Source organism: Rhodococcus sp. YH3-3 (assembly GCF_001653035.1).
Classification (GTDB): Bacteria; Actinomycetota; Actinomycetes; order Mycobacteriales; family Mycobacteriaceae; genus Rhodococcus_F; species Rhodococcus_F qingshengii.
In genome coordinates, this window is record NZ_BCWH01000002.1 from 2504370 (window position 1) to 2530004 (window position 25635).

Consider the following 25635-nt stretch of genomic DNA (forward strand, 5'->3'; position numbering starts at 1 on the left):
CGGTGCCGATCACCGTTTCGCCTGGCTGCGGGCGGTTGCAAGCATTCCGGCTGTGATCTGTTCCACCTCTGCCTCCGAACACAGGTACGGAGGCATCGCGTATACGAGGTTGCGGAACGGCCGGAGCCAGACGCCGGCGTCGACGGCTGCATCGGTCGCGCTCTGCATGTCGACCGGCTGTTCGAGTTCGATCACTCCGATTCCGCCTTTGACGCGGACGTCGACGACCCCGGGAATTGTGACGGCTTCGGCGAGGCCTCGAGCGAGGCCACGTTCGAGGGTTGCGACGTCACGCCGCCAGTCCATCGCAAGCAGAAGTTCGGTCGACGCCACCGCGACGGCGCACGCGAGTGGATTGCCCATGAAGGTGGGGCCGTGCATCAGCCCGCCGCCCTCACCTGCAGTGATGGTCTCCGCGATCTCCGTGGTGCACAGCGTTGCCGCCAGACTCATGTACCCGCCGGTCAGTGCCTTGCCGACGCACATGACGTCGGGACTGACGCCGGCGTGATCGGCGGCGAACAATTCTCCGGTGCGTCCGAATCCGGTCGCGATCTCGTCGAAGACCAGGAGGACTTGGTACTTGTCGCAGAGGTTACGCAGGTCGATCAGGTACGCGGGATCGTGGAAACGCATTCCGCCGGCGCCTTGAACCACCGGTTCCACGATCACCGCTGCGAGGTCCTCGTGATGCTCGGCCAAGAGCGATTCCAACTCCTGCACGTATTCGGGGAGATAGCCCGCCGGGGGAGCCTGCGCGAAGACCTGAGGGCGCAGGACGTCGGTCCAGAGAGAATGCATGCCGCCGTCGGGATCGCAGACGCTCATGGGGGTGAAGGTGTCACCGTGGTATCCGCCGCGCCAGGTCATCAAACGATTCTTCGACGGCTTTCCGAGGCTCCGCCAGTACTGCAGGCACATCTTCACTGCGACTTCGACGGCCACCGAACCGGAGTCGGAGAGGAACACCTTGTCGAGGTGAGGTGGTGTGATGTCGACGAGCAGCCGCCCGAGGCGAGCGGCGGGTTCGTGCGTCAGTCCACCGAACATGACATGGCTCATCTTGCCGAGCTGCCGTGCGGCGGCGGTGTCGAGCACGGGATTGCGGTAGCCGTGAATGGCGGCCCACCACGAGCTCATCCCGTCGACCAATCGGCGGCCGTCGGAGAGCGTCAGGGTAGCCCCCTGCGCAGAGTCGACGATCAGCGGACGAGTCGACGCGGGAAACGATCCGTACGGATGCCAGAGGACATCGGCATCGATGGCGGAGACGTCATGGGGATCAAGTCCGGTTGTGAGCACGGATGCACCCTAACCATTGAGTTGAACGGTGTTCAAGTATGGTCGGAAAAGTGAACACCTCGCTGAATTGGCTGACGGCCGTCGAAGCGGACCGCAGGGCCGCTGGACTGCGTCGCGAACTCCGTCCTCGCACGGTCGACTCCCCGTTGATCGACCTGGCGTCGAACGATTACCTCGGACTCGTGCGGCACCCCGATGTGATCGAGGGTGCCGCGGCGGCTCTGCGCCGTTGGGGCGCGGGCGCCACGGGCTCGCGTCTGGTCACCGGCACCACCACCGAACACGAATTGCTCGAAGTCGAACTGGCCGAGTTCGTCGGGGCGGACTCCGGACTTGTCTTCTCCTCCGGTTACACAGCCAATCTCGGCGCGGTGACGGCGCTCTCGGGTCCAGGGTCGTTGATCGTCTCCGATGCGGGATCGCATGCCTCGCTGGTGGATGCCTGCCGCCTGTCACGTGCTCGGGTCGCCGTTGCTCCGCATTCGGACGTGGGCTTTCTCGCCGACACGTTGCGCAGCAGAGTGGAAGAGCGAGCGCTGGTCGTCACCGATTCGGTCTTCAGTGCCGACGGAGACCTCGCGCCACTGCGGCAGATGCATCAGGTGTGCCGCGAGTACGGGGCGATCCTGTTGGTCGACGAGGCGCATGGCATCGGTGTGCGCGGTGCCGGTGGACGTGGACTCGTCCACGAGTCGGGCCTGGCCGGTGAACCCGACGTCGTCGTGACGGCAACACTGTCCAAGTCGCTCGCCAGCCAGGGCGGAGTTGTGCTCGGTGACAACAAGATCCGCGCGCATCTCATCGACGCGGCAAGAACGTTCATCTTCGACACCGGTCTCGCACCGGCCGCCGTAGGCGCGGCCAGGGCTGCACTCGCCGTACTCCAGCGTGAGCCGACGCGAGCGCTCGACGTCCTGGCCCGGGCATCCGAGTTGGCGGACGTCACCGGTGCTCCGTCGCCTGAATCTGCTGTCGTCTCAGTCGTTCTCGGTGATCCGCAGCGGGCGTTCGATGCCGCGTCGGCGTGCCGGGATCAGGGGTTGCATGTCGGTTGCTTCCGCCCGCCGTCGGTTCCGGAAGGAACGTCACGGCTGCGTCTGACCGCACGAGCGACGCTGTCCGCATCCGAGATGGAGCAGATCGCTCTCGTACTGCGCGAAGTATTGGCCGGAGCCCGAGCATGAGCATTTTCCTGGTGACCGGAACGTCGACCGACGTCGGAAAAACAGTGGTGACAGCCGCATTGGCATCGGTGGCCTTGCAGTCGGGCAAGTCGGTTGCAGTGCTCAAACCGGCCCAGACCGGCGTCGACGTGGACGGTGCGGGTGATCTGGCCGAGATCGAGCGTCTGACCGGCGGCGGCGTGACGCTGGTCGAGTTGGCGCGGTATCCCGAACCTTTGGCGCCGGATACTGCTGCCCGTCGAAGTGGTCTGCCGTTGTTGGCGCTCGACGAAGTAGCCCGAGTTGCTCGCGACCTGGACACCACCCACGACTTGACCCTGATCGAAGGCGCCGGCGGCTTGCTGGTCCGCTTGGGCGTCGACGGGTTCACCGCTCGCGATCTTGCCGCGGCTCTGGCAGTGCCAGTGGTGCTGGTGGTTGCGTCCGGCCTGGGCACGCTCAATCACACCGCACTGACCGTGGAAGCCCTACGTGCATCCGGCGTGGACTGCGCCGGGTTGGTGATCGGTTCGTGGCCGCAGGAACCGGACCTCGCCGAGAGATGCAATCGCGAGGATCTGGTTTCGGTCAGCGGTGTTCCCCTTCTCGGGGTAATGCCTGCCGGAAGTGGAGGCGCGAGTGTCCGAGAGTTTGCTCGCACCGCTTCGATCACGCTCGGTGAACTTCATTTGACCAACTGACGACGTAACATCCGATTTGTCCGCATCGATAGCCAAGGCACAGTGGGGCGCCTTGGGTTTCGACGTCCCTCGCGTACGATTCCGGTCGGTATATTTCGACGGGTGTCTTGCGGCGACCCTGCATCCGGGGCGCCTTGGTCACCGACAGTGGTTGTCGAATTGTGAGTAGGTCAGTCGAATGTAGGTGGTGAGCACGGTCGAAAAGTCGTTGTCGTCATCGGCCGTACGTCGCGCACTGCTTATCGGCGTAGTCGTCTTCGTCTCGTGCCTGGTCGGAATTCTGAGCCGTCTGCCGGGCACGCTTGCAGTCTTCTGGCCGGCGAACGCGCTGCTACTCGGGATCCTCTTTCGGTCGCCGCGTTCCGCCACACTGCTCACCTGGATCTGCGTCGTAGTCGGTTATGTCGGAGCCGACCTGATCACCGGTGGGGCATGGGAGTCCACGGTGTGGCTCAACGCGGCCAACATCGTCGGGGTTGCGAGCGGCTTCTACGCCTTTCGCTGGGTCGACAGTGAGGACCGTCGACTGACCAGTATTCAGTCCGTCGGCTATCTCGTGTCGATGACTGTCGCCGCCGCGTCGATGGCGGCGCTCGTGGGCGGTATCGCGAACCGCGTGCTGTTCGGCGGGCAGTGGTGGGACGGCTGGTTGCTCTGGTTCTCGAGTGAGTTCGTCAACTACATGACCATCGTCCCCTTGGTGCTGACATTCCCTTCGCTTCGACGAGTGGATCGAGAACCGAAAGCTGTTGCCACGCTTGTGCGTCGATCATTCGTTCCGACGGCGCTGCTGGCCGTCTGCATCATCTTGGAGTGGGTGATAGGCGGTGCCGGAGCGATCGCGTTTGCCATGCCGGCGCTGGTGACTGCAGCCTTGCTCACCAATGTATTTGTCACGTCGGTGCTCACCGCTGTGTCAACTGCCTGGACGTTGGTACTGACGGCCGACGGCCATCTCGGATTGTCCAGCGAGGGCGTCTCGCCGGTCAGCGCGTCGGTCCAGATCGGATTGTCGCTGCTGGCGGTAGCGCCGATCGCGGTGGCCTGTGTGATCCTCGAGCGTCGCCGCGCCCTCGAGGCACTCACCCAGGCCGTCACCCACGACGATCTCACCGGTGCGTTGCGCCGGGACGAATTCTTGCGGCGAGGCGGCAGCGTGACGGGTGCGACCGATCCGCGTCGCCACTCTGGACGTCCGGTCAGCGTCCTGATGATGGATCTGGATCACTTCAAGATGGTGAACGACAACCTCGGTCATCGTGCCGGCGATACGGCGTTGGTGAGTTTTGCCGATCAGGTGCGGCGGCACCTCGATGACAAGCATCTCTTCGCCCGATTGGGCGGCGAGGAGTTCGTCGTACTGATGGCCGGCGTCGATCTCGAGGGTGCGACCGAAACAGCCGAGATGATTCGACGCGCGCAAGCGGAGAATTCGTCGGCAGTATTGGGCGACTTCGGGCCGACGGTCAGCATCGGTGTCGCGTGTTCACCCCACGGCGACGCAGCCCTGACGCAATTGGTCGATTGCGCTGACGAGGCGTTGTATCGAGCGAAGAAGTTGGACCGCAATCGAACCGTGGCGCTCACGGTCGGTAGCTGAAGAAATACGTGCGGACCCGCAGTTTGTTGCGGGTCCGCACGTGGTGGTGGAGTCGACCGATTCAGAACAGATTGATCAGGGCAGGAACACTGAACAGCGCTACGTAGTAACCCATGAAAAGAACTCCGCCGTGAATCTTGAACAGGCGCCCGAGAAGACCACCGACCAGGCCGACCGTCACGGTGATCAGAAGCCCGAGGATGCCGCCCTCCCAGATGCTGATGACCACGACCAGTCCCGTGAACACCGCGATCACAGCTTCGTGACTGATGTGCTTGACCACCGCTGACGCAGCGCGGTACGCGTAGTTCATGGCAAACGGGTATGCGATGACCGTCGCCGTGACCACTGCGAGCAGTCCGTAGAGCAGGAACTCCCACTGCGTCAGGTACGTGGAGAGATTGTTGATCACTCCGGTTTCCTGATTGGTCTCGAACACCGGTGGAGCGTTGAACAGAGGGGCTGCGGGGCCTGCCGCGAGCGGGCTGAGCGGAAGGCCGAAAGCGACGAGTGGGATGAGGGTTTCCGCGATGTAGGTGGATTCCGTCGTACCGTTCTTCGCCGAGACCATTGTGGTCAGTCGGTGATAGCCGTTCTTGATCCGCGCACCTACCAGCTCACCCATCAGAACAGTCATGGCGACCGGGCTGAAGACGAAGGTTGCGCTCGACACCGTGGAAGCGGCGGCGGTGTAACCGATCTGCTTGCGATCGAGGACCTTCAGAGGATTGGGGAAGTATCCCTTCCATCCTTTGATGTCCGGGGCCAATGCAACGGTTTTGGGTTCACTGCGTTCCATGTCCTTACGGCTCGACGGGCCCAAGGTCAATGCGAGGTCCGCGATCAGCGGCCCGACTGCGATCGCAAGGAAGTAGCTGATGTTCAGCGACACATCGTAATTCGACGTCAACGCGCGGGCGCCGAGGATCAAGATGACGAAGGGAACGAGGGCGACAACCCCGGCCCAGCGGCCTGGTGAGGCGTAGGCGATGCCGATGGCGGCGACCAGGAACAGCCACGGTGCTATCGACTGAACGGTGTCCGCGAACGGCGCGAGGATGGTCGCGAACAAAACGGCAACCGGCACAGCGACGAACGCCGAGATCACTGCTCCCGAGATCGCCTTGCGGAGTGCGATGTGCGGGATGCCGAGTGAGCGCATCATCTGCGCTTCCGGCAAGAGTGGAATCGCCATCGTGTCGCCGGGAATGCCCAGCAGCATCGTCGGCACCGCGTGCGTCATGTGTTTGGCGATCGCACCGGAGAGGAAGAACGTGAAGACCGCCGCCGGGGGAGCGCCGAGCAGAATCACGAGCAGAGTCAGCGGTGCGATCGTGGCGGTCTCGTCCGTGCCGGAGATCAATCCGATGAACGTGAACGCGACCGCACCGATGATGCCGAAGAGAACGGCAATCAGAATTTCGTTGGTCAGAACCGAACTCATGCGCGCCCACCGTCCTTCGGTGTGTTCGAGACCCGTGCGTGCTCGGCCTCGGCAGCGGCGAAGTGGTCGTACAGACCCAGCTCGCGAAGTTCCTGTCGGCTCTGCTCCGGAATGTCGGCGAGAGTGCCCAGACCCTGGCGCTGTTCACTCATCGTCGTGATGACACCGTCGATCGACTCCGCGTCGGCGGCGGCCAAGGCGACTATCCGCTTCGGCTTGATGAAGATTCCGCAGACCACGCCGGCGAGCAGGCAGGCCGCGATGCCGACCAGCAGGCTGTACGCCTGGGCCAACGACGGTTCGCTGACGACCCGTTCGAACAGTGCCTGGGCCGCGAGAAGGGCCGAGGCGCCGACGACACTGCCGACTGCAACGGAGATCGCGAGGTGTCGACCGTTGACGGTGTCACCCCAGACCTCGAGGTATGTCTGCTGCTCGGTCGGCTCGGTTGTGGTGGTCGGCGTCGTTGCCGGCTGCGGTGGTGACATCAGTCTTCTCCAGTGTCATGCATGGCGGGGTCGTACAGGGAGGGGCTTGCGAGATGAGGGCTTGCGTTGCGGGTGTCAGGTGCGTGCTGCGCGGAGGGCGGTGACAACTCGGGACGGGCTCGAGTGCCCGATCTGTTCGGCCATCCAGATGCTTGTATCGGTGAGCGAATCCAGGTCGATGCCGGTGTCGATCCCGAGGCCGTGGAGCATCCACACCAGATCCTCGGTCGCGAGATTTCCGGTCGCGCCCTTGGCATATGGGCACCGTCCGAGACCACCTGCGGAACTGTCGAATTCGGATACCCCAGCGGTCAACGACGCATAGACGTTCGACAGCGCCTGGCCGTAGGTGTCGTGAAAGTGCATGGCGATCTGCGATGTGGGGATGCCACGTTCTCGGAGGGCGCCGAGCAAAGCGAGCACATGGCCAGGTGTGCCGACGCCGATGGTGTCGCCGAGTGAGAGTGACGTGACACCGCTGTCGATCAGGGTCTTTGCGATGTCGGCGACACGCTCGACGGGCACGGAGCCTTCCCAGGGGTCGCCGAAGCACATGGAGATGTAGCCGCGGACGGGAAGTCCCAGGGCTCGGGCGGCCGTAGTGACCTCGGCAGCCGCGGCGATCGCGCCGTCCACCGTGGAATTGAGGTTGCGTTTCGCGAATTCCTTTGTGGCGCTGACGAATACTGCAACCTCGCTTGCTCCGGCGGCGACGGCCCGCTCGAGACCCTTGCGGTTCGGGACAAGAACGACCGTACGTACCGAGTCCGGCAGGTGCAGCCGACCCATCAATTCTTCCGCGTCCGCAAGTTGCGGGATCCATCGAGGTGAGACGAAACTCGTCAATTCGACAGTGCGGGAGCCGGCCGCGACCAGGCGTTCGATGAACTGGGCTTTCGTCTCGGTCGGGATCACCGCTGTTTCCGCTTGAAGTCCGTCGCGTGGCCCGACTTCGTAGATCCGGACCGAGGTCGGCAGCCCCGGCGCCGGCACTCGATGAGGCGCCGGCTTCCGCACCGGTGATCCTGCAACTGTTTCGGTCATTGTCGTCAGTTTCCGCCGCGGATCTCGGCGAGAACCTTCTCGGCATGCTCGACGCGAATGCTCTTGTCCGCGATCAGGCGTGCAACCACGGCGTCGATCTCGCTCTTCTGCGCTCCGGCGGTGGCAGCGATGTTGCGGGCGTGCAGCCCCATGTGTCCGCGCTGGACACCCTCACTGGCCAGAACGCGGACAGCAGCCAGGTTCTGCGCCAGGCCGACTGCCAGAATGATGCCGGCGAGTTCTTCGGCGCTCTCGACGCCGAGCATCTTGATTGCGGCCTGCGCTACCGGGTGCACCTTGGTGGCGCCGCCGACGAGGCCGACCGGCATGGGTAGCTCGAGGGTGCCGACGATGTTGCCGTCGGCATTCTTCTCGAAATGCGAGAGCGACGAGTAGATCCCGTCGGCGTTGACTGCATGGGAATGGCACCCGGCTTCGACTGCGCGCGTGTCGTTTCCGGTTGCCAACACCACGGCGCTGATGCCGTTCATGATGCCCTTGTTGTGTGTCGCGGCGCGGTAGGGATCCAGCTCCGCCAAGCGTGCGGCATGGATCAGGTTGTCCACTACCTCTGCACCGCCGATCAATTCGGCGTCGAACACGGCACGAACGCGCGTCAGCCGCAGATCTGCCTTGTTGGTGAGAATGCGAAGAACGACGTGCCCGCCGCCGATCTCGGCTACTCGATCCGCGATTGCCTCGGCCATCGTGTTGACGGCGTTGGCGCCCATGGCATCTCGTACGTCGACGTGAAGGTGAAGGACGACGTAGGTGGCCTTGTCCGAAGAAACGATGCGTACCGAAACGTCCTTCACGCCACCGCCGACGCTGACCAGTTTCGGGTCCTGTTCGTTGGCGAGTGCAATGATTTCTTCACGTGCCTCGAGGAGTCGGATACGGGCGGCTGCCGGATCCACGACGTCGACGAGTTGTATCTGGGCCTGCATGATCGGCGGGGTACTCGAGACGTGAAAGCCGCCGAGTCCGCGTGCGATGCGAGCAGCGTTGCTTGCGGCGGCGACTACCGACGGCTCCTCGGTGGCGAGCGGGATCAGGTAGTCCGTGCCGTTGATCGTGAAGTTGGTGGCCACGCCGACCGGGATGCCGATGACGCCGAGGACGTTCTCGACCATGCGATCGGCCTGATCGATGGTGAGGCCGTCGGCGGCGTCGTAGACCGCGATGTCTGCCTCGGTCAGGTCGGTCTGGCGGACGATCTCGGCGCGTCGTGCGGCGACGTCGTAGGACCGGAAATCGGCGATGCGGCTGTTGATGGACCGGTTGTTCATAGACACGTGGGGTCGTCCTCCTGAAGTGTTTCTGTGCTCCGCTTCACAGTAGGGAGGTCGATGCTTGCCAGGCCACGTGCTCACAACACATCGATCGGTCGAAATTGTAGTGTCATGCACCATCGGCGCTGTCGTTGATGCCGCTTCCGGCCTCTTCGGTTCCCACGTCCCGAAGTTCGTCGAGCCTCGTCGCCATGGACACCCGGAAAAAGTTCTCGTCTTCCCGCCACGATTGACCGAGGAGCGTACGGATGCGGTCGAGACGCTGAACGACGGTGTTGGGGTGATAGTTGAGTGCGCGGGCAGCCTTGGTCGGGCTCCCGTCGTTGCGTACCAGGGCACGAAGGGTCGCGGTGAGATCGGTGTCCTTGTCGCGGTCGTACGCGAGTACCGGGCCGATTACTTCGTCGATGAACTGATGAAGTGATTCCGGATTTTCGCCGAACAGAACGGTGTACGGCAGATATGACGCCGTCGTGACCGCGCCGTCGGTCTTGCCCAATGCCGTGAGTAGGCGGGCCGTGCGCAGCGCCGAGGTGAAGCGCGCCGGGAGCTCTTCGGGGCGTTCCGCCGTCGCCGGCGCAATGACTACTGCGTGCGGTCCTACCGAACCGGTGATCTGACGGTGAATGACCGTCGCCGCGGCTGCCGGGTTTCCCGAGCGCGAGACCACCGCGATCAATCCGGCATGCTGCGCCGCCAACCCCGCTACCGGCAGAGACTGCCCGATTGCGCGGAGCGCGGCGGTGCGGAGTTCCGGAGCGACCGACACCACGAGGACGGTGTCCAGTTCGCCGAGGGAGATGCCGAGGTTTCGGGTCCTACGTTCGAGATCGCGCCTGCGCTCGGGCGCAGTGCTCAGCAAGTCGGCGACCAGTTCGTCACGTGCACGCCGGTCCGCTGCTGCCGCCGCCGAGTGTTGCAACACGAGGATGGCAGTGACCTGAGCTGCCCGTTCCACGGTCCGGAGTTCGACGGGGCCGATCGGCGCGTCCGAACGATTCAGCAAGATGGCCCCGAGGAACGATTCTCCGGCGGTGACGGCGCTGACGAGTTGGATCACGGTCTCGCTGTTATCGGCGACAAACGTGCATCGGCCACTGCGGCGACTCTGGTCGATGGCATCGGACACGGCGCGAGGTAGCGACAACGGCACCGTCGTGATCTGCTCACCCGACGATGTGACGAGAGGGCGTAGCTCATTGTCGACGACGACGGTGCTGCGTTCGAGTGCGCTGCTGAGGGTTCGTGCAACCTGGGCGTAGCCACCGCCGCGGAGAACGGCGTGGATCAGATCCTGGTGGACGATGTTCGATTTGTCCCGCGCGGACACGTGCTCGCGCAGCTCGTCGAGTGCTCGCCCGGTCTCGGCGGCGGATTCCTCGGCGCGGTCCAGCGCCCGTGCGGTTTGCAGGACTACCGAGGCGTGATCAGCCAGCGCAGAGAGCAGGGCGATCTGATCTGCGGTAAATCGTCGTTCCCGGCGGTCGGCGGCAAACAGGACTCCGAGGATCTGGCCGTCGGAGAGCATCGGCACGCCGAGAATCGCCACCAGACCCTCGGCGACGATCGCGGCATCGACCACTTCGTCATGGCGCGACTGCGTGTAGTCGCTGTAGTTCTGAACCCATTGGGCTGCTCGAGATTCGGCAATCGCGCTGACCAGTCCCGCGCCGGCAGGAACTTGCAGATGCTGGAGTTCCGGCGAGACCGCGCCGGCCGTCTTTCGAACATTCAGGTCACGAGTGATCACGTCGAACTCGGACAGGTACGTGACGTCGGTGCCCATGATGTCGTGTGCGCGGTTGACCAGCCTCTGCAGCAGTGTGTCCACGTCGCGAACCTGCGCGAGCTCACGTGCACTCGAATAGAGAACCGCCAATTCGTTCTCGCGACGGCGAAGTCGCCGAAATTCCGACCGACTGGCCCGGATGAGGGCCGCGGTCTCCGCGACCTCCGTTGCGCCAAAGCCGAATTCGGCAAGTACCTGTTCGACATGTTCGTCGCCGACTGAATCGGACGTCACGTCGAACAGCGCGGCAATCACGTTGGGCGCTGAGTCGGAGTCTGAATCAGGGGCGGTCACACCGAACAAACTACAGACCGGTGGATCCACCGAATTCGTCGAGCGGTGTGGATATGTGATTGTTGTTTGTTTCCAATGCATTCCGAGTCGTGCTCGTGTCTCCCGTTTCCCGTCTCAGTCTGTTCACGTCCTTCTCGAGCGCGCTGACTTCTGTCTCGAGGGCACTGATCTTGCGGTTCAACGCTTGGATGCTCGCCATGCAGACGCCGTTCGCGTCGACGGCGGAGATCCGGCGGGCGTTGGATCCCAAGCCGAAAATCGCCGCAAAGTCTTGCGCCATCGGACCCAGGTGACGGACCGACTTGTGGTCGAATCCGTAACTCCACGTACTTATTCGGAGTGCCGTCAACCGGTCGAGCACGTCCTGCGCGCTCGTCGGAACATCTACGCCGGTATGCACGCCACGTCGATGCGCGGCCCGTGCGAACACCCACTGCGCGGGGTGTCGCATCGCGGCGTTCACCCGAATACCGACCCGAGTGCCCAAAAATTCAGTGCGCTCGCCCTCGTCAGGCGGTGAGTTCACGTCGTGCGGTTTTGACGGTCTTGTCGCTCAGCAGAATTCCCGCTCCTGCGCCGAGCAGTCCGAGGCCGATTCCGACAGCGGCGCTGCCGAGGCCCAAAGCAATTCCCAACATGATTCCTCCAAAAATTGTGCGGTGAATTGAGGGGCCAGGTGTCCGACGAAAGTGCTGCCGACCTGCTCCGCGCTCATCTTTCACATTGCTCCGCCGTGCGGGCGATGACAACCCGTCTGGACCGAATTTCTCGTGGAAAACACAGGCGTGCAACACTGGGTGAAGAACTGCTGAGTCATCGGCGTCTTGTCGGCGCCGTACGGGCGGCAGTAATTGAGTAGCCATCGACCGATCTCTAACGCAGGTTTATCTGCGCGCGGCAACGATGACCAGGCAAAAGGGTGGCATGTGAACGAATCGAGCAGTGGCTTGTTTTCCGACCTCAGCGCGTCGGAGCCCGTTGTCGACGCAAAAAGCGCCGAGCAACTGGCTGCCGAGCGTGAAACTGCGGCAGCAGAACGCTCCAACACCGACACCGCTGAACAGCGGCAGTCGCAGCTGTTCAGCGGTTAAGCGCGTCAGGACTCCTTGATCACCGACAGAACATTGCCGGCGGGATCGGTGAACCACGCGATGTCGGGGCCGTTGCCACGCATGATGCCTCGCGCATCCTGGGGGAATCCGTCGTATTTGAGAAACTCCACGCCACGTGCGGTCAGTTGGTCGACGGTTGTGTCGATGTCGTCGACGACGAAGTTGAGAATCGTGTAGGTCGCCGCTTCGTGATTCGGCTTCGGATAAACGAGGATCTCGGTTCCGCCGGCAAGATATAGGCGAATCAGTCCCATGTCTTCGTCGGTTACCTTCAACCCGAGTGTTTCGCCGTAGAACTTCTTTGCAGAGTCGATGTCTGTCACCGAAAATCCGCTGAATGCTTTCGTGTCTGTAAGCATGACTATCTCCGTTCCCAGCGGTTGCCGGACTAGGTGGTTTGGGAATCCGTCATTCCGGATTCCATCTCGGCCCTGGCTTCCTCGCTGAACTCGATGATCTGAACGTAGTTTCCGTCGGGGTCGATCGCAGTGGCGAACAAACTGCCCCCGCGGTCTTCGAGTGGAGCGTGCCAGTTTCCGCCGAGTGCATCGATGCGCTGTGCGATCGACCGGGCGTCGTCGGTTTCGACGTTGAGGAACATGCGACCCGGCTGGGGGTTGGTCTCGCCGACGTCGTCGCGTCTGTCGAGCATCACGTAGAAACCGTTGAAGTCGAGCACGTCGTAGCCGGGTTCGCCGGGAGTCCGGTCGACCTTCGGGGCGAACGCCTCGGCGTACCAGTCGCGCAAGCGTTCGGGGTCGGTGCTCGAGAGCAAAATGCTGCTGATGCTGGATCCGGACATGGGTCCTCCTGCTGTCGGTCGTTACTGTCGTCGGCAATCGAGGCTCTGGCCACATCACCTCCCAGATACAGACTTCCCGCAGCGGCGAAACTCATCGCGGCTCAGGTGTGTTCCGATACCAAGATCGCTGTCGTCCCTGGTTCGAGCGCCCGAAAGATGTGCTCCTCGTCGCCGGGATAAGCAAGATAGTCGCCCGGTCCGAGTTCGATCGGATTTGCAGTGGGCCCGACCTGCGCCCGTCCGGTGCCGATCACGACGTGTTCGGTGGTGCCGCGTGCATGCGGAGTCGAAATACGCGGCTCGCCCGGTTCGGCGACTATCCGATACAGATCGCGTCGTGCGTTCGGTGGGCTCGGCGCCAAGAGTGTCGCGATGTACGACGCGTTTGCCGACGCAATCGCGGGACCTTCTCCGGCTCGAATCAACTGAACGGTCTGTGCCTGAGAGTCGACGAGTTGTGAGAACGGCACGCCCAATGCGTTTCCGAGTGCCCACAGAGTTTCGAGGCTCGGATTTCCAAGTCCGGATTCGAGTTGGGAGAGTGTGGACTTGGCGATATCGGCGCGCCGGGCGACCTCCGAAAGGCTCAAGCCTGCTCGGGCACGTTCGCGTTTGAGTGCGACGGCGACCAGTTTCTGAGGAGTCTCCGCTGTATCCGTTTCATTACTGGGCATCGTTCGATTCTCCGATCGATCGTTCTACTTGACGAACGGTGTCACTTCGTTCAACATAGAATACATGCGTTCTTTATGGCGAACAGTTGATCGAGACACGGTTCGGGTGAGCGTGCTGATCTGTCTCTCCGTGGCCATCGTCGGTGTGTCCTACGGTGTGACGGCAGGATCGGCTGGATTCTCGTTGTGGCAGCTTTTGGCGTTGGCTGTACTCGTTCTGGGAGCGTCTTCGGAGTTCTTGTTCATCGGAATCATCGCAGCCGGAGGCAGTGCCACCGCTGCTGTTGTGGCGGGCTTGTTGATCAACTCCCGTAACTTCGCCTATGGGATGTCGGCAGGATCATTCCTCGGCAGGGATCGCTACAAAGATTCAGGCTGGCGCAGGGGCTCGGGCTGGCGCAAGTTGGTCGGCGCGCACCTGGTCAACGACGAAAGCGTCGCGGTCGCCATGGCGCAGGAATCGGTGGAGCGCAAGCGTGCGGCTTTTTGGTTCTGTGGAATCGGGATCGCGGTGTCGTGGCCGATCGGAGCTCTCCTGGGCGGGCTGCTCGGCAGCGTCGTCCGAGACCCCGGCGCGTTGGGATTGGATGCCGCGTTTCCGGTTGTCATTCTGGCCCTTGTCTTTCCTGCGCTGAAGGAGAAGGTGACGCTGCTTGCCGCCCTGATCGGTGCAGCAGTCGCGGTGGCCACGTCGCCGTTCCTGCCGCCCGGTACCGCTCCGCTCGTTGCGCTGCTGAGTATCGCGGTGACGATACCGTTCCGGGAGAAGGTTCGATGAATACCGCGTCGGTCTGGATCGGTATCGTCGTGTTCGCTTGCGGTTCTTACGCTTTGCGGGCAAGTGGCGTTCTGCTCCGCGCTCGGGTGAAGCTCTCCGGCTTCGCCGAGAAAACCCTCGATCGTGCTGTCGTGGTGCTGCTGCTCGCAGTGGTTGTGACATCGACGGTCTTCACCGGGCATGACGTTGCGGGGCCGGCGCGGATGCTCGGCGTGGTGGCCGGAGGCATCTGCGCCTGGTTCAAGGCGCCGTTGGTGGTCGTGGTGATTGTCGCGGCCGGCACTACTGCAGTACTCCGACTGTCAGGAGTGTCGTAGAGCCGATTCGATGGGCGTTGAATCGGGGATCGAATTCAGGCGAGTGCGAATGCCGTCGATGAACAGGTCCAGGCCGAACTGGAAGCGCACTGTCGGATCGCCGTCGAGGAGGTCCTCGTCGGAACCGCCGCCGATGACCTCGGGGGAGTCGGGGGAGATGGGAGCCCGGGTGAGTGCCCCCATCTCTTCCATCTGCGCTCGGGACTGCTCGTCCACGGTATGGCCGAGTACGTAATACAGCAGGGCATACGCCGCGAGTTGGGCGTGCTCGCGTGAGAGACCGGATTCTTGCCCGGCATGTACGAAATGCTCGCGCACCTTGCTGCTTGTCATCCGCGAGGCGAAGGTGGCGCTGACCAACTCGGCGCCGTCGCGGTGCGCCAGTAGGGCAGACCGAAGTCTGTGTGCCAGTTCGGAATACGCTTCTTGCCACGTGTCTGCGTCGACGGGGGCGTTGAGGTCTTCGAGGATCTTGTCGACAACCGCGCCCAGCAAGGTCTGTTTGTTCGGGAAGTGCCAGTACAGGGCGCCGGGTTGGACACCTAGTGAGGTTGCGAGCCTGCGCATCGTGAGGTCGGCAAGTCCGAACTCGTCGAGTATCGCCATGGCGCCGTCCAGCACGTCGCCGCGTCGCAACTGCACTTGTTGTTCCCCTCGTTTCGTCCCGCTGTGGAGCGCTTTCGATCGAATGTCGATCGGACCCGCCTTTGACAGTATTCCACCACGTCTCTAACGTGAACACCGTTCAACTTGTACGGTGTTCAATTTTGCTGGTTTCGAAGGAGACGTCTGTGACCCCGCCCCCGATTAGCACGGCCCCTGCGACGGTCGACATCCTCGACCAGGCGCGCGAGCAAGTTCTCGAAAGAGGAGTTGGCCTGACCGAAAGCCAGGTGCTCGACGTACTCCGACTCGACGACGACAGGCTCGAAGACCTGCTGGCTCTCGCCCACGATGTGCGTATGAAGTGGTGTGGACCGGAGGTCGAGGTCGAGGGCATCATCAGCCTGAAGACGGGCGGCTGCCCTGAGGACTGCCATTTCTGCTCGCAGTCCGGACTCTTCCAGTCGCCGGTTCGCGCGGCGTGGTTGGACATCCCGAGCTTGGTGGAAGCTGCCAAGCAGACTGCGAAGTCGGGCGCTACCGAGTTCTGCATCGTGGCCGCCGTCCGCGGACCCGACGCCCGGTTGCTCGCTCAGGTTGCCGCAGGCATCGAGGCGATCCGCAACGAGGTCGACATCCAGATCGCCTGCTCGCTCGGCATGCTCACCCAGGAGCAGGTCGACCAACTGGCCGCCATGGGTGTGCACCGGTACAACCACAACTTGGAAACTTCGAAGTCGCATTTCCCGAACGTCGTGACCACGCACTCGTGGGAAGAGCGGTGGAACACGCTTCGGATGGTTCGTGAAGCAGGCATGGAAGTGTGCTGCGGCGGAATCCTCGGCATGGGTGAATCGCTGGAGCAGCGCGCAGAATTCGCGGCCAACCTGGCTGAACTGGAGCCGGACGAGGTCCCGCTCAACTTCCTCAACCCGCGTCCGGGTACGCCGTTCGGTGATCTGGACGTGCTGCCCGCCAGCGAGGCGCTCAAGTCCGTGGCCGCTTTCCGTCTCGCGCTGCCTCGCACGATCTTGCGCTTCGCAGGTGGACGCGAGATCACTCTCGGCGACCTGGGTGCCAAGCAGGGCATCCTCGGCGGAATCAACGCCGTGATCGTCGGCAACTATCTGACGACCCTCGGACGTCCCGCCGAGAAGGATCTGGATTTGTTGGTGGATCTGCAGATGCCGATCAAAGCACTGAACGACACTCTGTGAGCACTCCGGTGACCGAGGAGCGGTACAACCCGTTCACCGGGCGTCGGATCGTCGACGGCGTCGACGATCCGACGCCGACTGCGGCGTCGATGGGGCTCGAGCCTCCTCGCTTCTGCGAGCAGTGCGGGCGCCGCATGATCGTTCAGGTCAGCCCTGACGGATGGTGGGCGAAATGCTCCCGACACGGTGTCGTCGACTCGATCGACGTCGCCCGCAGGTAGCGTCACTCTGTGTGATCTCTCTTCGGCAGATTCGTCTGCGCACCGCGATCGTGATCGCCGCAACCATTGCGGGCGTGAGCGTGCTCGTCGGTGTGCTGTGGGCGTTCTTGGCTCCGGCCGAGCACCTGTTGGTGGTGTCCGAGGGGCGCGGCGTCGCGTTGACGGGTGAGAGCCTTCATCAGTTCGACGCGAGCGCCGTGTTCATCTGGCTGGCACTGATCGTCGGTGTGCTGTCGGCGGTGGCGGCCTGGTTGGCACGCCTGAGTCGAGGTCCTTATGCCCTGGGCGGGTTGATAGTCGGTTCAGTGGCAGGTACCGGACTGATGGCACTCGTGGGTTCGGGCGTGACAAAACTGCGTTTCCCCACGGCCGACAATCCGGCGGTCGGGGAGATCATTGCGCGGGCCCCGAACGTCGGAACTTTGCTCGTGCTTCTGTTTCAGCCGCTCGCGGCGTGCGTCGTGACATTGGTTCTTGCAGTGCTCAATCCGTACGACGACCTCGGGGTGGGGGACCACCCGGAATCCGGGGATCCGGAATCTGGGGATCCGGCCACCGACACCGAACAGGCCGAAGTCGAGAGCCAGCCGAAACTTCCGTAACTGTTGCGTCGCTACGCCGCAGAGGTCGACGAGCGCTTGGTTTCGGCTTTCATTCGCACGTCACCCAACAGTCGCCCGGAAATCAGCGCGCCCAACCGGCGGGTTGCGAAGCGAGTGCTGATCGAGGACACCCAGTTCGGCAGTCCCGATACGACGGTCGGCGGCGCGTAGCGTCGATCCAGTGCTCGGAAAGCGGTGTCCACCACCTGAGTTGCCGTCTGCATTCGCCCGACCGCCGCGTCTTCGGAGCCGACTACGTCGAAGAACTCGGTGCGCGTCGGACCGGGGCACACCGCCAATACAGTCAATCCGCTGCCGCGAGCTTCGGCCCAGAGTGCTTCGGTGAAGTTGAGTACGAACGCCTTGGACGCGCCGTAGACGGCCATGCCCGGTGTCGGCTGGAACGACGCTGTGCTGGCGATGTTGACCAGTGCTCCGCGGCCGGTGAGAAGGTCGGGCAGGAATGTGTGTGTCAGCTCGACCAGCGTGGCGATGTTGAGCTGAATCTCGGACGTGACGCGCTCGAGATCTTCGTCCACGAATGCCCCGTGTGTTCCGAATCCGGCGTTGTTGATCAGCGAGTCGACGGTGATGCCACGGTTTGTCAGCTCCTGGTGCAGCGATGCACCGACGCCGGGTGCGGCCAGGTCGGCGGGCAGGACTGTCACGATGATGCCGTGGGCGCCACGGAGTTCGGTGGCGAGTGCCTCGAGGCGGTCGGCCCGCCTGGCGACCAGAACCAGGTTTGCGCCGCGAGCGGCAAAGCGATGAGCGAATTCCACTCCGAGCCCAGCGCTGGCTCCGGTGATGAGGACGGTGGTTCCGGCTACGTCGATGGCCATGGTGGCTCCTTCGGTTCGGGTGATCCCAAATGTAGGCACTGACACCATAGTTGTCAATGACAACATTTTGATATGGTGCCACCATGCCCGCCCACGAACAGCCGTATCATCACGGCAGCCTGCGACAGGAACTCCTGGCGTCGGCCGAAGCAACACTCGAACGAGATGGCGTCGACAAGTTGTCGCTGAGGCAACTCGCGCGTGAGGCGGGCGTGAGCCACGCGGCTCCGGGCAAGCACTTTCGTGATCGCCAGGCTTTGCTCGATGCCTTGGCCGAAAGTGGATTCCATCGGATGACCGGTGCGCTCGAGCGGGCAGTCGCGGATGCTCCACCGACCGCGAGGGCCCGGTTCTCCTCGCTCGCCAATGCCTACGTGGATTTTGCGCTGGAGCATCCGGGCCTGCTCTCTCTGATGTACAGCAACAAGCATGCGCCGGGCGCCGCCGAAACTGTCGTCAACGCGGGGCACGCGACGATGGACCTGACCGTCCGGCTCGTTTCGGAAGCTCAGGCCGCAGGTGACATTGCCGCCGGTGATCCGGAAAGTATTGCGCTGGTTGCCTTTGCGACGTTCCACGGCGTCGCGACGCTTGCTGCGGGCGGAATGTTGGGCGACGTGCCGGTGGGCGAGGTGGTGAACGCGGCCTCGACGGTCTTCTGGGCGGGCCTTTCCAGGGCAGTCTGAGGTGGGGCGCGCAATTCCCCAGAGTTCTCACAGAACCAGCACAAGGGAAGCACAAGATTGCGGACTTACATAGGAGTCAAGAAGTTTGATTCCGAGTGGAGGTTCGGCAATGAGTGTTTCAGAGATCGCCCCCAACAGGGGAGTTGTACTTGTCACGGACATCGGATTCGAGCACGGTGCGCGCACGGCCGCCGAGTTTCTCGACGCTGGTTGGAGCGTGGCAGTCACGGCGCGGACGGTCACCGAATTGGTTCGCGTCATGGCGGGAAAACCTGCCCATCGCTTCTTTGCGATTGTCGCCGATCCGACGGATCGTTGGCAGGCCGATCGGATTCTCGATCGGGTGACGACTCGGTTCGGTGTAATCAACCGGGTCATCGATCCGGCCGGCGCCGTGACCTCGGTGTGGTTGCAGCGCGGAAGTCTCGAAGCTGTTGCCTGACAGTGCGATCGGTGTCAGCTTGGCGGCCGTAGTGCGGCGAATTCGTCGGTGACCCGCAAGGTGGAGTCGGTGAAACGGTACAGGGCGGGTGGACGTCCACCCGACTTGCCGGACGGTGCGGTGTTGCCGGTGGGAGTCAGAACGCCTCGACGCCCCAGCACGCGTTGCAAGTTGGTGGCATCGACCTGGTAACCGAGGGCAGCGCAGTAGATTTCGCGCAGTGTCGACATCGCGAACTCTTCCGGGGCCAGCCCGAATGCGATGTTGGTGTACGAGAGTTTCGCGGCAAGTCGATTGCGCGCGTGCCGTACGACGGTTCCGTGGTCGAACGACATCTCCGGCAACTTCGAAACGGGGTGCCAGGCTGTGTCCGGTGGCAGTTGTGGGTCGGCGCTGAGGGGAACGAGTCCGAGGAAGGTCGACGCGATGCGGCGCGGACCCGGCACGCGCTGTGGATCACTGAAGACGGAGAGCTGTTCGAGGTGGGCGACCTTTCGTAGGTCGACCTTCTCGGCGAGGAGTCGTCGAGCGGAGGTCGTCAGGTCCTCGTCGTCGCGCAAAGTGCCCCCGGGCAGGGACCACGTGCCCTTCTGTGGGTTGAGTGCACGCTGCCACAGCAGTACGGCCAACTCTTCACGCCCTTGCGGGCAGTGATCGCCGTCACCTGCGGCGATGCTTGCGGGGAAGGTGCGAACTTGGAACACCGCTGCAAGCACTTCGTGGGTGGTGTTACTATTGGGCACGTTTTCGATCCTAAGTCGAAAACCTCGAATACGGAAATCCGGGCCAGCCCGTCCGGATTTGAACTGGGTGACGAGCCCGGGTTCACGGTGAAGGAGAACGCCATGACGACCACGACGTTATGGGAGGGATCGGCCTCGCAGATTCACGACGGCCCCGGCGGATACAACGGAGTCGAAGCGACCCCCGAGTGGGCCGCTGAGATCAAACGTCTGGCTCGCGAACGCGGCGCGACGATTCTTGCGCACAACTACCAGCTGCCTGCGATTCAGGACGTCGCCGATCATGTCGGTGACTCCCTGGCGCTGTCGCGAATCGCTGCCGAGGCGCCCGAGGACACGATTGTCTTCTGCGGTGTGCACTTCATGGCCGAGACCGCGAAGATCCTGTCGCCGTCCAAGACCGTGCTGATCCCGGACGAGAGAGCCGGCTGCTCTCTGGCCGACTCGATCAATGCCGAGCAGCTTCGTGAGTGGAAGGCCGACAACCCGAACGCGCTGGTGGTGTCGTACGTGAACACAACCGCAGAGGTGAAGGGTCTCACCGACATCTGCTGCACCTCGTCCAATGCCGTCGACGTGGTCAACTCGATCGATCCCGACCGCGAGGTTCTGTTCCTGCCGGACCAGTTCCTGGGAGCTCACGTCAAGCGCGTGACGGGCCGTACCAACATGCAGATCTGGGCCGGTGAGTGCCACGTGCACGCCGGCATCAACGGTGACGAGCTGACGGCCAAGTCCAAGTCGCACCCAGACGCCGAGCTGTTCGTGCACCCTGAATGTGGTTGCGCTACTTCGGCTCTGTACCTAGCCGGTGAAGGCGCGGTCCCCGCGGACAAGGTCAAGATTCTCTCCACCGGCGGAATGCTCGACGCTGCCCGCGTCACCAAGAGCAAGCAGGTTCTGGTCGCGACCGAGATCGGGATGCTGCACCAGTTGCGCAAGGCAGCGCCCGACGTCGATTTCCAGGCCGTCAACGACCGCGCGTCGTGCCCGTACATGAAGATGATCACGCCTGCCGCGTTGCTTCGCTGCCTTCTCGAGGGCAAGGACGAGGTCCACGTCGATCTCGAGATGGCCAAGCGTGCACAGAAGTCGGTGCAGCGCATGATCGAGATCGGTAATCCGGGCGGCGGCGAGTGACCAGCCCTGCCGGGCGTTTCGCCTGGGAGGCTCATGCCGACCTGGTCGTCGTGGGAGGCGGTGTCGCGGGCCTCACCGCTGCGCGCACCGCTTCTCTGCGGGGATTGAAAGTACTCACGGTCAGCAAGGGCGGTCCGACGGACACCGCGACTCAGTACGCGCAGGGCGGCATCGCGGTCGTCGACGATCTGAATACCGATTCCGTCGAGTCGCACGTTTCGGATACGTGTGAGGCCGGCGTCGGTTTGTGCGACGAGGAAGCTGTCTATTCCATCGTCGAAGCTGGTCACGACGCTGTTGCTGCGCTGGCCGCGTTGGGAGCGGTCTTCGATCGCGGGCGAGACGGCGAGGTGTCGCGCACCCGCGAGGGTGGGCACAGCACGCGTCGGATCATCCATGCCGGCGGCGACGCCACTGGCGCGGAAGTGCAGCGGGCTCTCAATGCTGCCGGGCTCCCCGTTCTGTTCGGTGCAGCGGCAGTCCAGGTGGTGACCAACCGGCGTGGGGTGTGCGGACTCATCGTCTCCTCGCCGGAAGGCCTCGGCGTGATCCATGCGCCCGCGGTGCTGCTCGCTACCGGCGGACTCGGTCAGCTGTATGCCTGCAGCACAAATCCGCCCGGAGCGACTGCCGACGGAATCGCGTTGGCACTCGAAGCCGGTGCGGCGATTGCGGACCTGGAGTTCGTTCAGTTCCATCCGACGGTGCTCTTCACTCCGGGCGGGGTAGGCCGCCGACCCCTGATCAGTGAGGCGGTCCGCGGCGAGGGCGCGATTCTTGTCGACACCAACGGTGATTCGGTCACCGCAGGTGTTCATCCGCTGGGTGATCTCGCCCCGCGTGACGTGGTCTCGAGGGCAATCGCAGCACGCCTACGCGATCTCGGCACTGATCACGTCTATCTCGACGCTCGCAAGCTCGACGGTTTCGATTCGAGATTCCCGACCATCACGGCGTCCTGCCTCGAAGCGGGCATCGATCCACGCACCCAATTAATTCCGGTCGCTCCGGCCGCGCACTATTCGTGCGGCGGAGTCGCCACCGACGTCCATGGACGAACGGGAGTGCCTGGTCTCTACGCAGCAGGCGAAGTGGCTCGCACGGGATTGCACGGCGCGAATCGTCTTGCGTCCAACAGCCTTCTCGAGGGTTTGGTAGTCGGGGAGCGTGCAGGAATCGCAGCTGCCGAGCGTCGCGAGGTTCATGCCGAAGTGGTCAACGTGGTGCGCAAGCCGATGCCGATCCTGCCGCGAGAGACCGTGCAGTCCGTCATGACGGCACACGCGTCGGTGGTTCGCGACGGAGGCGGTCTCCAGATTGCGCGAGCTGCGCTTGCCGACGCCGAACAGACAGTGGCGGTGGCTGCTCCGGACCTCGAAGACGCGGCGCTCACGTTGACCGCGACTGCATTGGTCGACGTGGCCGTGGCGCGAACCGAGAGCCGTGGCTGCCATACCCGCACCGACTATCCTGAAACAGATCCGAATCAGCGTCGCAGCACTCGGATCAAGATGGGTGCCGACGGAGCGCTCGAAATACCCGACATGTTGTTGACAGGAGTTCATTGATGACCGAGCAGAAGATCCTGCCCGCGCCGCTCGACCGTGACGAGCTGCTCACATTGGTCAGGCTCGCTCTGGACGAGGATCTGCGCTATGGACCCGACATCACTTCTACCGCAACGGTTCCCGCCGATGCGGTCGCGAAGGCGTCGGTCGTCTCACGCTCCTCGGGTACTGTCGCCGGCATCGACGTCGGACTGCTTGTTCTCGACGAGGTGATCGGCGCGGGTAACTACGAGGTCGTTGATCGGGTGGCCGACGGAACTCGGGTTGCGCCAGGTCAATCGGTGCTCACCGTTGTCGCGCCCACCCGCGGACTTCTCACGGCAGAGCGCACGATGCTCAACCTCGTCTGCCATCTCTCGGGAATCGCCACGGCGACATCACAGTGGGTCGACGCCATCGCCGGCACTCATGCCAAAGTGCGGGACAGCCGAAAGACGCTGCCCGGACTGCGTTCTCTGCAGAAATATGCAGTCCACGTGGGCGGAGGCGTCAACCACCGTATGGGATTGGGTGACGCGGCGTTGATCAAGGACAACCATGTTGCTGCTGCCGGTTCGGTGGTCGCAGCACTTCGTGCGGTCCGTGAGCTCGCCCCGGACATCGAGTGCGAAGTTGAGGTCGACAACCTCACTCAGCTCGATCAGGTGCTGGCGGAGAACGTGGAACTTGTTCTGCTGGACAACTTCCCGCTGTGGCAGACGCAGATCGCGGTCCAGCGCCGAGACGCTGTTGCTCCAGAAACCAAACTCGAGTCATCCGGTGGTCTCACCATCGACGTTGCCGCAGAGTACGCCCGAACCGGCGTCGACTACCTCGCTGTAGGTGCCCTGACACACTCGGTGACGGTCCTCGACCTCGGGCTCGACATGTAGATGCCGCTATTGCTCGGCGTCCAGCAGTTGTGGGACGGCCGAGCGAAGCGCGTTTGTCACGGTTGCGACCGCCGGGTGAGCGTCGGAGCCCGCTCGGTGTGCAATCTTCGTCCTTCGTCGAATGGGCATCGGCGTCAGGCGCACACCTAGCGGCGGATGGATTGCTCCGAGTTCAGGAACCAGCGAAACACCCTGTCCCGCAGCGACGAGGGCGAGAACGGTGGCGAACTCGTCGATGTGGTGTCGCACTTTCGGGGTGAATCCAGCTGCCTGGCATGCGCGAATAGTCATTGCATGACAAGCAGTTCCGGGAATTGCGGTAATCCAGGGACGTTCTACGCAGTCGGTCAGCGATGCGACAGCGTCGTGGGAATCTGACTCGATGTCACTCGAAGCGAGGTACACGGCTTCGCTGCACAGCGGCAATGTCGTCAGGCCCGGTTCGGTGGGGCGAGGGACGAAGTCGTAGTCGTGAATCAATGCCAAGTCCAGAGTCCCAGCTCGTAGGTCGTCGGCGACGTCCGCCGGGTCGATCTCCGAAACCATCGGTTCCAACCCGGGAAGCTCGCGAGACAGGGCGATCAATGCCGCCGGGAGGATCGCCCGTGCCGCGGTCGGGAACGTTCCGATGCGCAGCGGCCCCGCCAGTCCACGACGTGCGTCGACCAATTCACCTGACGCCTGCTCCAGGCGTTGCAGGATGGCTTCGGCATGACGTGCGAGGTTCTCACCGGCGGGTGTCAGCCGGACGCGACGGCCTGTTCGTTCCAGCAGCGGCACGCCGGCTTCACGTTCGAGGACGGCCAACTGCTGCGACACCGCGGAGGGACTGAACGACAGCGCCTCGGCAACGGCAACGATGGTTCCGCGCAGCGCTAGTTCGCGCAAGAGCTTCAGTCGACGAACATCGAGCATCAGCTCAGCTTACGCTCGACGATAGAAATGCGAACTAGACCTACAAGGTTTGTTCGGTGAGGCTGAGTTCTATGAATGTGACTCGAGTTGACCTGGCCGGAATCCATGTTCCACTGATCACGCCCTTCGAGAGCGACGGTCGTATTGCAACCGATGCACTCGAACAGCTTGCGCACCAGGTCCTCTCCGAGGGTGCGGTCGGACTCGTTGCGCTGGGGACTACAGCGGAAGCCGCAACACTCACCGAGCAGGAGAGAGTGACCGTTCTGGATATCTGTGCGAATGTGTGCCGTGCGAGAGGCGCGACGTTGATCGTCGGCGCGGGCAGTAACGACACGGCGGGCAGTGCGCAGGCGCTCGGGAGGCTGGCTCGGTGGCCTGAGGTCTCGGCGGCCTTGGTGCCGGTTCCCTCCTTCACGAGGCCGTCGAAAGCCGGTGTGGTGGCGCATTTCGCGCATCTGCAGTCGTCGAGCCCAGTGCCGCTGATCGTCTATCACGTGCCGTACCGAACTGCGTGCGATCTGGACAGCGGCACTATGCAGGAGGTGGGTACTTTGCCCGGGGTTGTTGGTGTGAAGTATGCCGCGGGCGGTATCGACGCAGCTGCCGTCGAACTCTTCGCGGATCTTCCAGGCGACTTCGCCGTACTGGCGGGGGATGATCTGTTTCTCGCGCCTCTTCTGGCCTTGGGTGCGGCCGGTGGCATCTTGGCGTCCGCTCATGTGTCGACCGCTGAGTTCGTCCGCTTGGTAAAAGCTTGGGACAGTGGCGATGTGGACGGCGCCCGTGACCTCGGGCGGAGTTTGTCGAAGCTGTCCGGAGCTCTGTTTTCCGAACCGAACCCGACTGTGATCAAGGGCGTATTGCATGCGTTGGGACAGATTCCGACTCCCAATGTGCGACTGCCGTTGCTACCTGCGGGTGACGAATCGGTAGCGCGGGCGCTCGAGGTCTACCACTCTTGACTCGAACGGGTGTTCGAGT

The 25635-nt window shown here is 63.2% G+C and carries 30 protein-coding genes; 15 read left to right on the plus strand and 15 right to left on the minus strand.

All coding sequences use genetic code 11. The features are described from left to right. Nucleotides 1-9: 9 nt before the first annotated feature. Entirely contained in the window at nucleotides 10-1302 is a 1293-nt protein-coding gene (locus YH3_RS24705; protein ID WP_030537108.1) for an adenosylmethionine--8-amino-7-oxononanoate transaminase, read from the minus strand. A gap of 38 nt (nucleotides 1303-1340) precedes the next feature. Here YH3_RS24705 and YH3_RS24710 point away from each other — a divergent pair, with 38 nt between their 5' ends. From YH3_RS24710 to YH3_RS24720, 3 genes are all read left to right on the plus strand, one after another. Next, on the plus strand, nucleotides 1341-2486 hold the full coding sequence (locus YH3_RS24710; protein WP_007733119.1) for an 8-amino-7-oxononanoate synthase: 1146 nt from the start codon (nucleotides 1341-1343) through the stop codon (nucleotides 2484-2486). Then, nucleotides 2483-3166 (plus strand): dethiobiotin synthase, encoded by a 684-nt coding sequence (gene bioD, locus YH3_RS24715; protein WP_042925116.1) that lies wholly within the window; start codon nucleotides 2483-2485, stop codon nucleotides 3164-3166. The genes YH3_RS24710 and bioD overlap by 4 nt, the downstream gene beginning before the upstream one ends. A 187-nt stretch (nucleotides 3167-3353) precedes the next feature. Continuing rightward, complete coding sequence (locus YH3_RS24720; RefSeq protein ID WP_238592688.1) at nucleotides 3354-4766, plus strand: GGDEF domain-containing protein; 1413 nt, start codon at nucleotides 3354-3356, stop codon at nucleotides 4764-4766. A 61-nt stretch (nucleotides 4767-4827) separates the two neighbouring features. Here YH3_RS24720 and YH3_RS24725 read toward each other — a convergent pair whose 3' ends face one another. From YH3_RS24725 to YH3_RS37190, 7 genes are all read right to left on the minus strand, one after another. Further along, on the minus strand, nucleotides 4828-6210 hold the full coding sequence (locus YH3_RS24725) for a tripartite tricarboxylate transporter permease (protein WP_003941745.1): 1383 nt from the start codon (nucleotides 6208-6210) through the stop codon (nucleotides 4828-4830). Further along, nucleotides 6207-6698 carry a hypothetical protein gene (locus YH3_RS24730; RefSeq protein WP_003941716.1) on the minus strand — a complete coding sequence of 164 codons (492 nt, stop codon included), beginning with the start codon at nucleotides 6696-6698 and terminating at the stop codon, nucleotides 6207-6209. Before YH3_RS24730 ends, YH3_RS24725 begins: the two co-directional genes overlap by 4 nt. Nucleotides 6699-6773: 75 nt before the next feature. Further along, nucleotides 6774-7742 (minus strand): hydroxymethylglutaryl-CoA lyase, encoded by a 969-nt coding sequence (locus YH3_RS24735; protein ID WP_082920636.1) that lies wholly within the window; start codon nucleotides 7740-7742, stop codon nucleotides 6774-6776. A gap of 5 nt (nucleotides 7743-7747) precedes the next feature. After that, entirely contained in the window at nucleotides 7748-9031 is a 1284-nt protein-coding gene (locus tag YH3_RS24740) for a hydroxymethylglutaryl-CoA reductase, degradative (RefSeq protein ID WP_064444162.1), read from the minus strand. 112 nt (nucleotides 9032-9143) lie between these two features. Next, a complete protein-coding gene (locus YH3_RS24745) occupies nucleotides 9144-11117 on the minus strand; it encodes a GAF domain-containing protein (protein ID WP_064444273.1) in 1974 nt (657 codons plus the stop codon). A 10-nt stretch (nucleotides 11118-11127) separates the two neighbouring features. After that, entirely contained in the window at nucleotides 11128-11643 is a 516-nt protein-coding gene (locus YH3_RS24750) for a tail fiber domain-containing protein (protein WP_030537101.1), read from the minus strand. Then, on the minus strand, nucleotides 11627-11755 hold the full coding sequence (locus YH3_RS37190) for a hypothetical protein (protein ID WP_003941742.1): 129 nt from the start codon (nucleotides 11753-11755) through the stop codon (nucleotides 11627-11629). The genes YH3_RS24750 and YH3_RS37190 overlap by 17 nt, the downstream gene beginning before the upstream one ends. Nucleotides 11756-12043: 288 nt before the next feature. Here YH3_RS37190 and YH3_RS36190 point away from each other — a divergent pair, with 288 nt between their 5' ends. Then, entirely contained in the window at nucleotides 12044-12208 is a 165-nt protein-coding gene (locus YH3_RS36190; protein ID WP_003941708.1) for a hypothetical protein, read from the plus strand. Between the two features lie 5 nt (nucleotides 12209-12213). Here the strand turns inward: YH3_RS36190 and YH3_RS24755 are convergent, their stop codons facing one another. From YH3_RS24755 to YH3_RS24765, 3 genes are all read right to left on the minus strand, one after another. Further along, complete coding sequence (locus tag YH3_RS24755) at nucleotides 12214-12588, minus strand: VOC family protein (RefSeq protein WP_064444163.1); 375 nt, start codon at nucleotides 12586-12588, stop codon at nucleotides 12214-12216. A gap of 29 nt (nucleotides 12589-12617) precedes the next feature. Beyond that, nucleotides 12618-13031 (minus strand): VOC family protein, encoded by a 414-nt coding sequence (locus tag YH3_RS24760; RefSeq protein ID WP_003941719.1) that lies wholly within the window; start codon nucleotides 13029-13031, stop codon nucleotides 12618-12620. A gap of 101 nt (nucleotides 13032-13132) precedes the next feature. After that, a complete protein-coding gene (locus YH3_RS24765) occupies nucleotides 13133-13705 on the minus strand; it encodes a helix-turn-helix domain-containing protein (protein WP_047270126.1) in 573 nt (190 codons plus the stop codon). A gap of 64 nt (nucleotides 13706-13769) precedes the next feature. Between YH3_RS24765 and YH3_RS24770 the strand changes: the two genes are divergently transcribed. Both YH3_RS24770 and YH3_RS24775 read left to right on the plus strand, forming a co-directional pair. Beyond that, nucleotides 13770-14483, plus strand: coding sequence for an AzlC family ABC transporter permease (locus tag YH3_RS24770; RefSeq protein WP_064444274.1), 714 nt, complete (start codon nucleotides 13770-13772; stop codon nucleotides 14481-14483). Continuing rightward, nucleotides 14480-14800, plus strand: coding sequence for an AzlD domain-containing protein (locus YH3_RS24775; RefSeq protein ID WP_007733089.1), 321 nt, complete (start codon nucleotides 14480-14482; stop codon nucleotides 14798-14800). The genes YH3_RS24770 and YH3_RS24775 overlap by 4 nt, the downstream gene beginning before the upstream one ends. On the opposite strand, the gene YH3_RS24780 is transcribed toward YH3_RS24775, so the two are convergent. Beyond that, on the minus strand, nucleotides 14786-15442 hold the full coding sequence (locus tag YH3_RS24780) for a TetR/AcrR family transcriptional regulator C-terminal domain-containing protein (protein ID WP_064444164.1): 657 nt from the start codon (nucleotides 15440-15442) through the stop codon (nucleotides 14786-14788). The two genes, YH3_RS24775 and YH3_RS24780, sit on opposite strands and share 15 nt — an antisense overlap. A gap of 164 nt (nucleotides 15443-15606) precedes the next feature. On the opposite strand from YH3_RS24780, the gene bioB reads away from it, so the two are divergent. Genes bioB through YH3_RS24795 form a run of 3 tightly spaced genes read left to right on the plus strand, consistent with a single transcriptional unit; the run spans nucleotide 15607 to nucleotide 17443 of the window. After that, nucleotides 15607-16620, plus strand: coding sequence for a biotin synthase BioB (bioB, locus tag YH3_RS24785; protein ID WP_024487821.1), 1014 nt, complete (start codon nucleotides 15607-15609; stop codon nucleotides 16618-16620). Continuing rightward, nucleotides 16617-16841, plus strand: coding sequence for a hypothetical protein (locus tag YH3_RS24790; protein ID WP_003941741.1), 225 nt, complete (start codon nucleotides 16617-16619; stop codon nucleotides 16839-16841). The genes bioB and YH3_RS24790 overlap by 4 nt, the downstream gene beginning before the upstream one ends. A gap of 11 nt (nucleotides 16842-16852) precedes the next feature. Next, on the plus strand, nucleotides 16853-17443 hold the full coding sequence (locus YH3_RS24795; RefSeq protein WP_007733080.1) for a DUF2567 domain-containing protein: 591 nt from the start codon (nucleotides 16853-16855) through the stop codon (nucleotides 17441-17443). Nucleotides 17444-17454: 11 nt separating this feature from the next. Here the strand turns inward: YH3_RS24795 and YH3_RS24800 are convergent, their stop codons facing one another. Continuing rightward, a complete protein-coding gene (locus tag YH3_RS24800) occupies nucleotides 17455-18285 on the minus strand; it encodes an SDR family oxidoreductase (RefSeq protein ID WP_007733078.1) in 831 nt (276 codons plus the stop codon). An 83-nt stretch (nucleotides 18286-18368) separates the two neighbouring features. On the opposite strand from YH3_RS24800, the gene YH3_RS24805 reads away from it, so the two are divergent. Together YH3_RS24805 and YH3_RS24810 are read left to right on the plus strand one after the other, a co-directional pair. Then, complete coding sequence (locus tag YH3_RS24805; RefSeq protein WP_007733070.1) at nucleotides 18369-18971, plus strand: TetR/AcrR family transcriptional regulator; 603 nt, start codon at nucleotides 18369-18371, stop codon at nucleotides 18969-18971. Between the two features lie 109 nt (nucleotides 18972-19080). Then, entirely contained in the window at nucleotides 19081-19413 is a 333-nt protein-coding gene (locus YH3_RS24810; RefSeq protein ID WP_003941794.1) for a hypothetical protein, read from the plus strand. Nucleotides 19414-19427: 14 nt separating this feature from the next. Here YH3_RS24810 and YH3_RS24815 read toward each other — a convergent pair whose 3' ends face one another. Beyond that, on the minus strand, nucleotides 19428-20156 hold the full coding sequence (locus tag YH3_RS24815; protein WP_007733069.1) for an NUDIX domain-containing protein: 729 nt from the start codon (nucleotides 20154-20156) through the stop codon (nucleotides 19428-19430). Between the two features lie 102 nt (nucleotides 20157-20258). Between YH3_RS24815 and nadA the strand changes: the two genes are divergently transcribed. The 3 genes from nadA to nadC are packed head-to-tail and all read left to right on the plus strand — an operon-like array spanning nucleotide 20259 to nucleotide 23736. After that, on the plus strand, nucleotides 20259-21296 hold the full coding sequence (gene nadA, locus YH3_RS24820) for a quinolinate synthase NadA (RefSeq protein WP_003941702.1): 1038 nt from the start codon (nucleotides 20259-20261) through the stop codon (nucleotides 21294-21296). Next, the gene (locus YH3_RS24825; RefSeq protein WP_003941771.1) at nucleotides 21293-22864 is read left to right on the plus strand and encodes an L-aspartate oxidase; all 1572 of its coding nucleotides are present in this window, start codon (nucleotides 21293-21295) and stop codon (nucleotides 22862-22864) included. The genes nadA and YH3_RS24825 overlap by 4 nt, the downstream gene beginning before the upstream one ends. Next, a complete protein-coding gene (gene nadC, locus YH3_RS24830; RefSeq protein WP_003941805.1) occupies nucleotides 22864-23736 on the plus strand; it encodes a carboxylating nicotinate-nucleotide diphosphorylase in 873 nt (290 codons plus the stop codon). Before YH3_RS24825 ends, nadC begins: the two co-directional genes overlap by 1 nt. A gap of 6 nt (nucleotides 23737-23742) precedes the next feature. Here the strand turns inward: nadC and YH3_RS24835 are convergent, their stop codons facing one another. Beyond that, nucleotides 23743-24651, minus strand: a complete 909-nt coding sequence (locus YH3_RS24835; RefSeq protein ID WP_064444165.1) for a LysR family transcriptional regulator — start codon at nucleotides 24649-24651, stop codon at nucleotides 23743-23745. Between the two features lie 71 nt (nucleotides 24652-24722). Here YH3_RS24835 and YH3_RS24840 point away from each other — a divergent pair, with 71 nt between their 5' ends. Continuing rightward, complete coding sequence (locus YH3_RS24840; RefSeq protein WP_064444166.1) at nucleotides 24723-25616, plus strand: dihydrodipicolinate synthase family protein; 894 nt, start codon at nucleotides 24723-24725, stop codon at nucleotides 25614-25616. The last annotated feature ends 19 nt before the right edge of the window (nucleotides 25617-25635 follow it).

Excerpts from the sequence above, each read along its gene's own strand:
- YH3_RS24735 (WP_082920636.1), bottom strand. The coding sequence starts at position 7,742 with ATGACCGAAACAGTTGCAGGATCACCGGTGCGGAAGCCGGCGCCTCAT.
- YH3_RS24730 (WP_003941716.1), bottom strand. The coding sequence starts at position 6,698 with ATGTCACCACCGCAGCCGGCAACGACGCCGACCACCACAACCGAGCCG.
- bioD (WP_042925116.1), top strand. The coding sequence starts at position 2,483 with ATGAGCATTTTCCTGGTGACCGGAACGTCGACCGACGTCGGAAAAACA.
- YH3_RS24725 (WP_003941745.1), bottom strand. The coding sequence starts at position 6,210 with ATGAGTTCGGTTCTGACCAACGAAATTCTGATTGCCGTTCTCTTCGGC.
- YH3_RS24770 (WP_064444274.1), top strand. The coding sequence starts at position 13,770 with ATGCGTTCTTTATGGCGAACAGTTGATCGAGACACGGTTCGGGTGAGC.
- YH3_RS24740 (WP_064444162.1), bottom strand. The coding sequence starts at position 9,031 with ATGAACAACCGGTCCATCAACAGCCGCATCGCCGATTTCCGGTCCTAC.
- nadC (WP_003941805.1), top strand. The coding sequence starts at position 22,864 with ATGACCGAGCAGAAGATCCTGCCCGCGCCGCTCGACCGTGACGAGCTG.
- YH3_RS24760 (WP_003941719.1), bottom strand. The coding sequence starts at position 13,031 with ATGTCCGGATCCAGCATCAGCAGCATTTTGCTCTCGAGCACCGACCCC.
- YH3_RS24805 (WP_007733070.1), top strand. The coding sequence starts at position 18,369 with ATGCCCGCCCACGAACAGCCGTATCATCACGGCAGCCTGCGACAGGAA.
- YH3_RS37190 (WP_003941742.1), bottom strand. The coding sequence starts at position 11,755 with ATGTTGGGAATTGCTTTGGGCCTCGGCAGCGCCGCTGTCGGAATCGGC.
- YH3_RS24800 (WP_007733078.1), bottom strand. The coding sequence starts at position 18,285 with ATGGCCATCGACGTAGCCGGAACCACCGTCCTCATCACCGGAGCCAGC.
- nadA (WP_003941702.1), top strand. The coding sequence starts at position 20,259 with ATGACGACCACGACGTTATGGGAGGGATCGGCCTCGCAGATTCACGAC.
- YH3_RS24710 (WP_007733119.1), top strand. The coding sequence starts at position 1,341 with ATGGTCGGAAAAGTGAACACCTCGCTGAATTGGCTGACGGCCGTCGAA.
- YH3_RS24755 (WP_064444163.1), bottom strand. The coding sequence starts at position 12,588 with ATGCTTACAGACACGAAAGCATTCAGCGGATTTTCGGTGACAGACATC.
- YH3_RS24835 (WP_064444165.1), bottom strand. The coding sequence starts at position 24,651 with ATGCTCGATGTTCGTCGACTGAAGCTCTTGCGCGAACTAGCGCTGCGC.
- YH3_RS24810 (WP_003941794.1), top strand. The coding sequence starts at position 19,081 with ATGAGTGTTTCAGAGATCGCCCCCAACAGGGGAGTTGTACTTGTCACG.
- YH3_RS24840 (WP_064444166.1), top strand. The coding sequence starts at position 24,723 with ATGAATGTGACTCGAGTTGACCTGGCCGGAATCCATGTTCCACTGATC.
- YH3_RS24765 (WP_047270126.1), bottom strand. The coding sequence starts at position 13,705 with ATGCCCAGTAATGAAACGGATACAGCGGAGACTCCTCAGAAACTGGTC.
- YH3_RS24775 (WP_007733089.1), top strand. The coding sequence starts at position 14,480 with ATGAATACCGCGTCGGTCTGGATCGGTATCGTCGTGTTCGCTTGCGGT.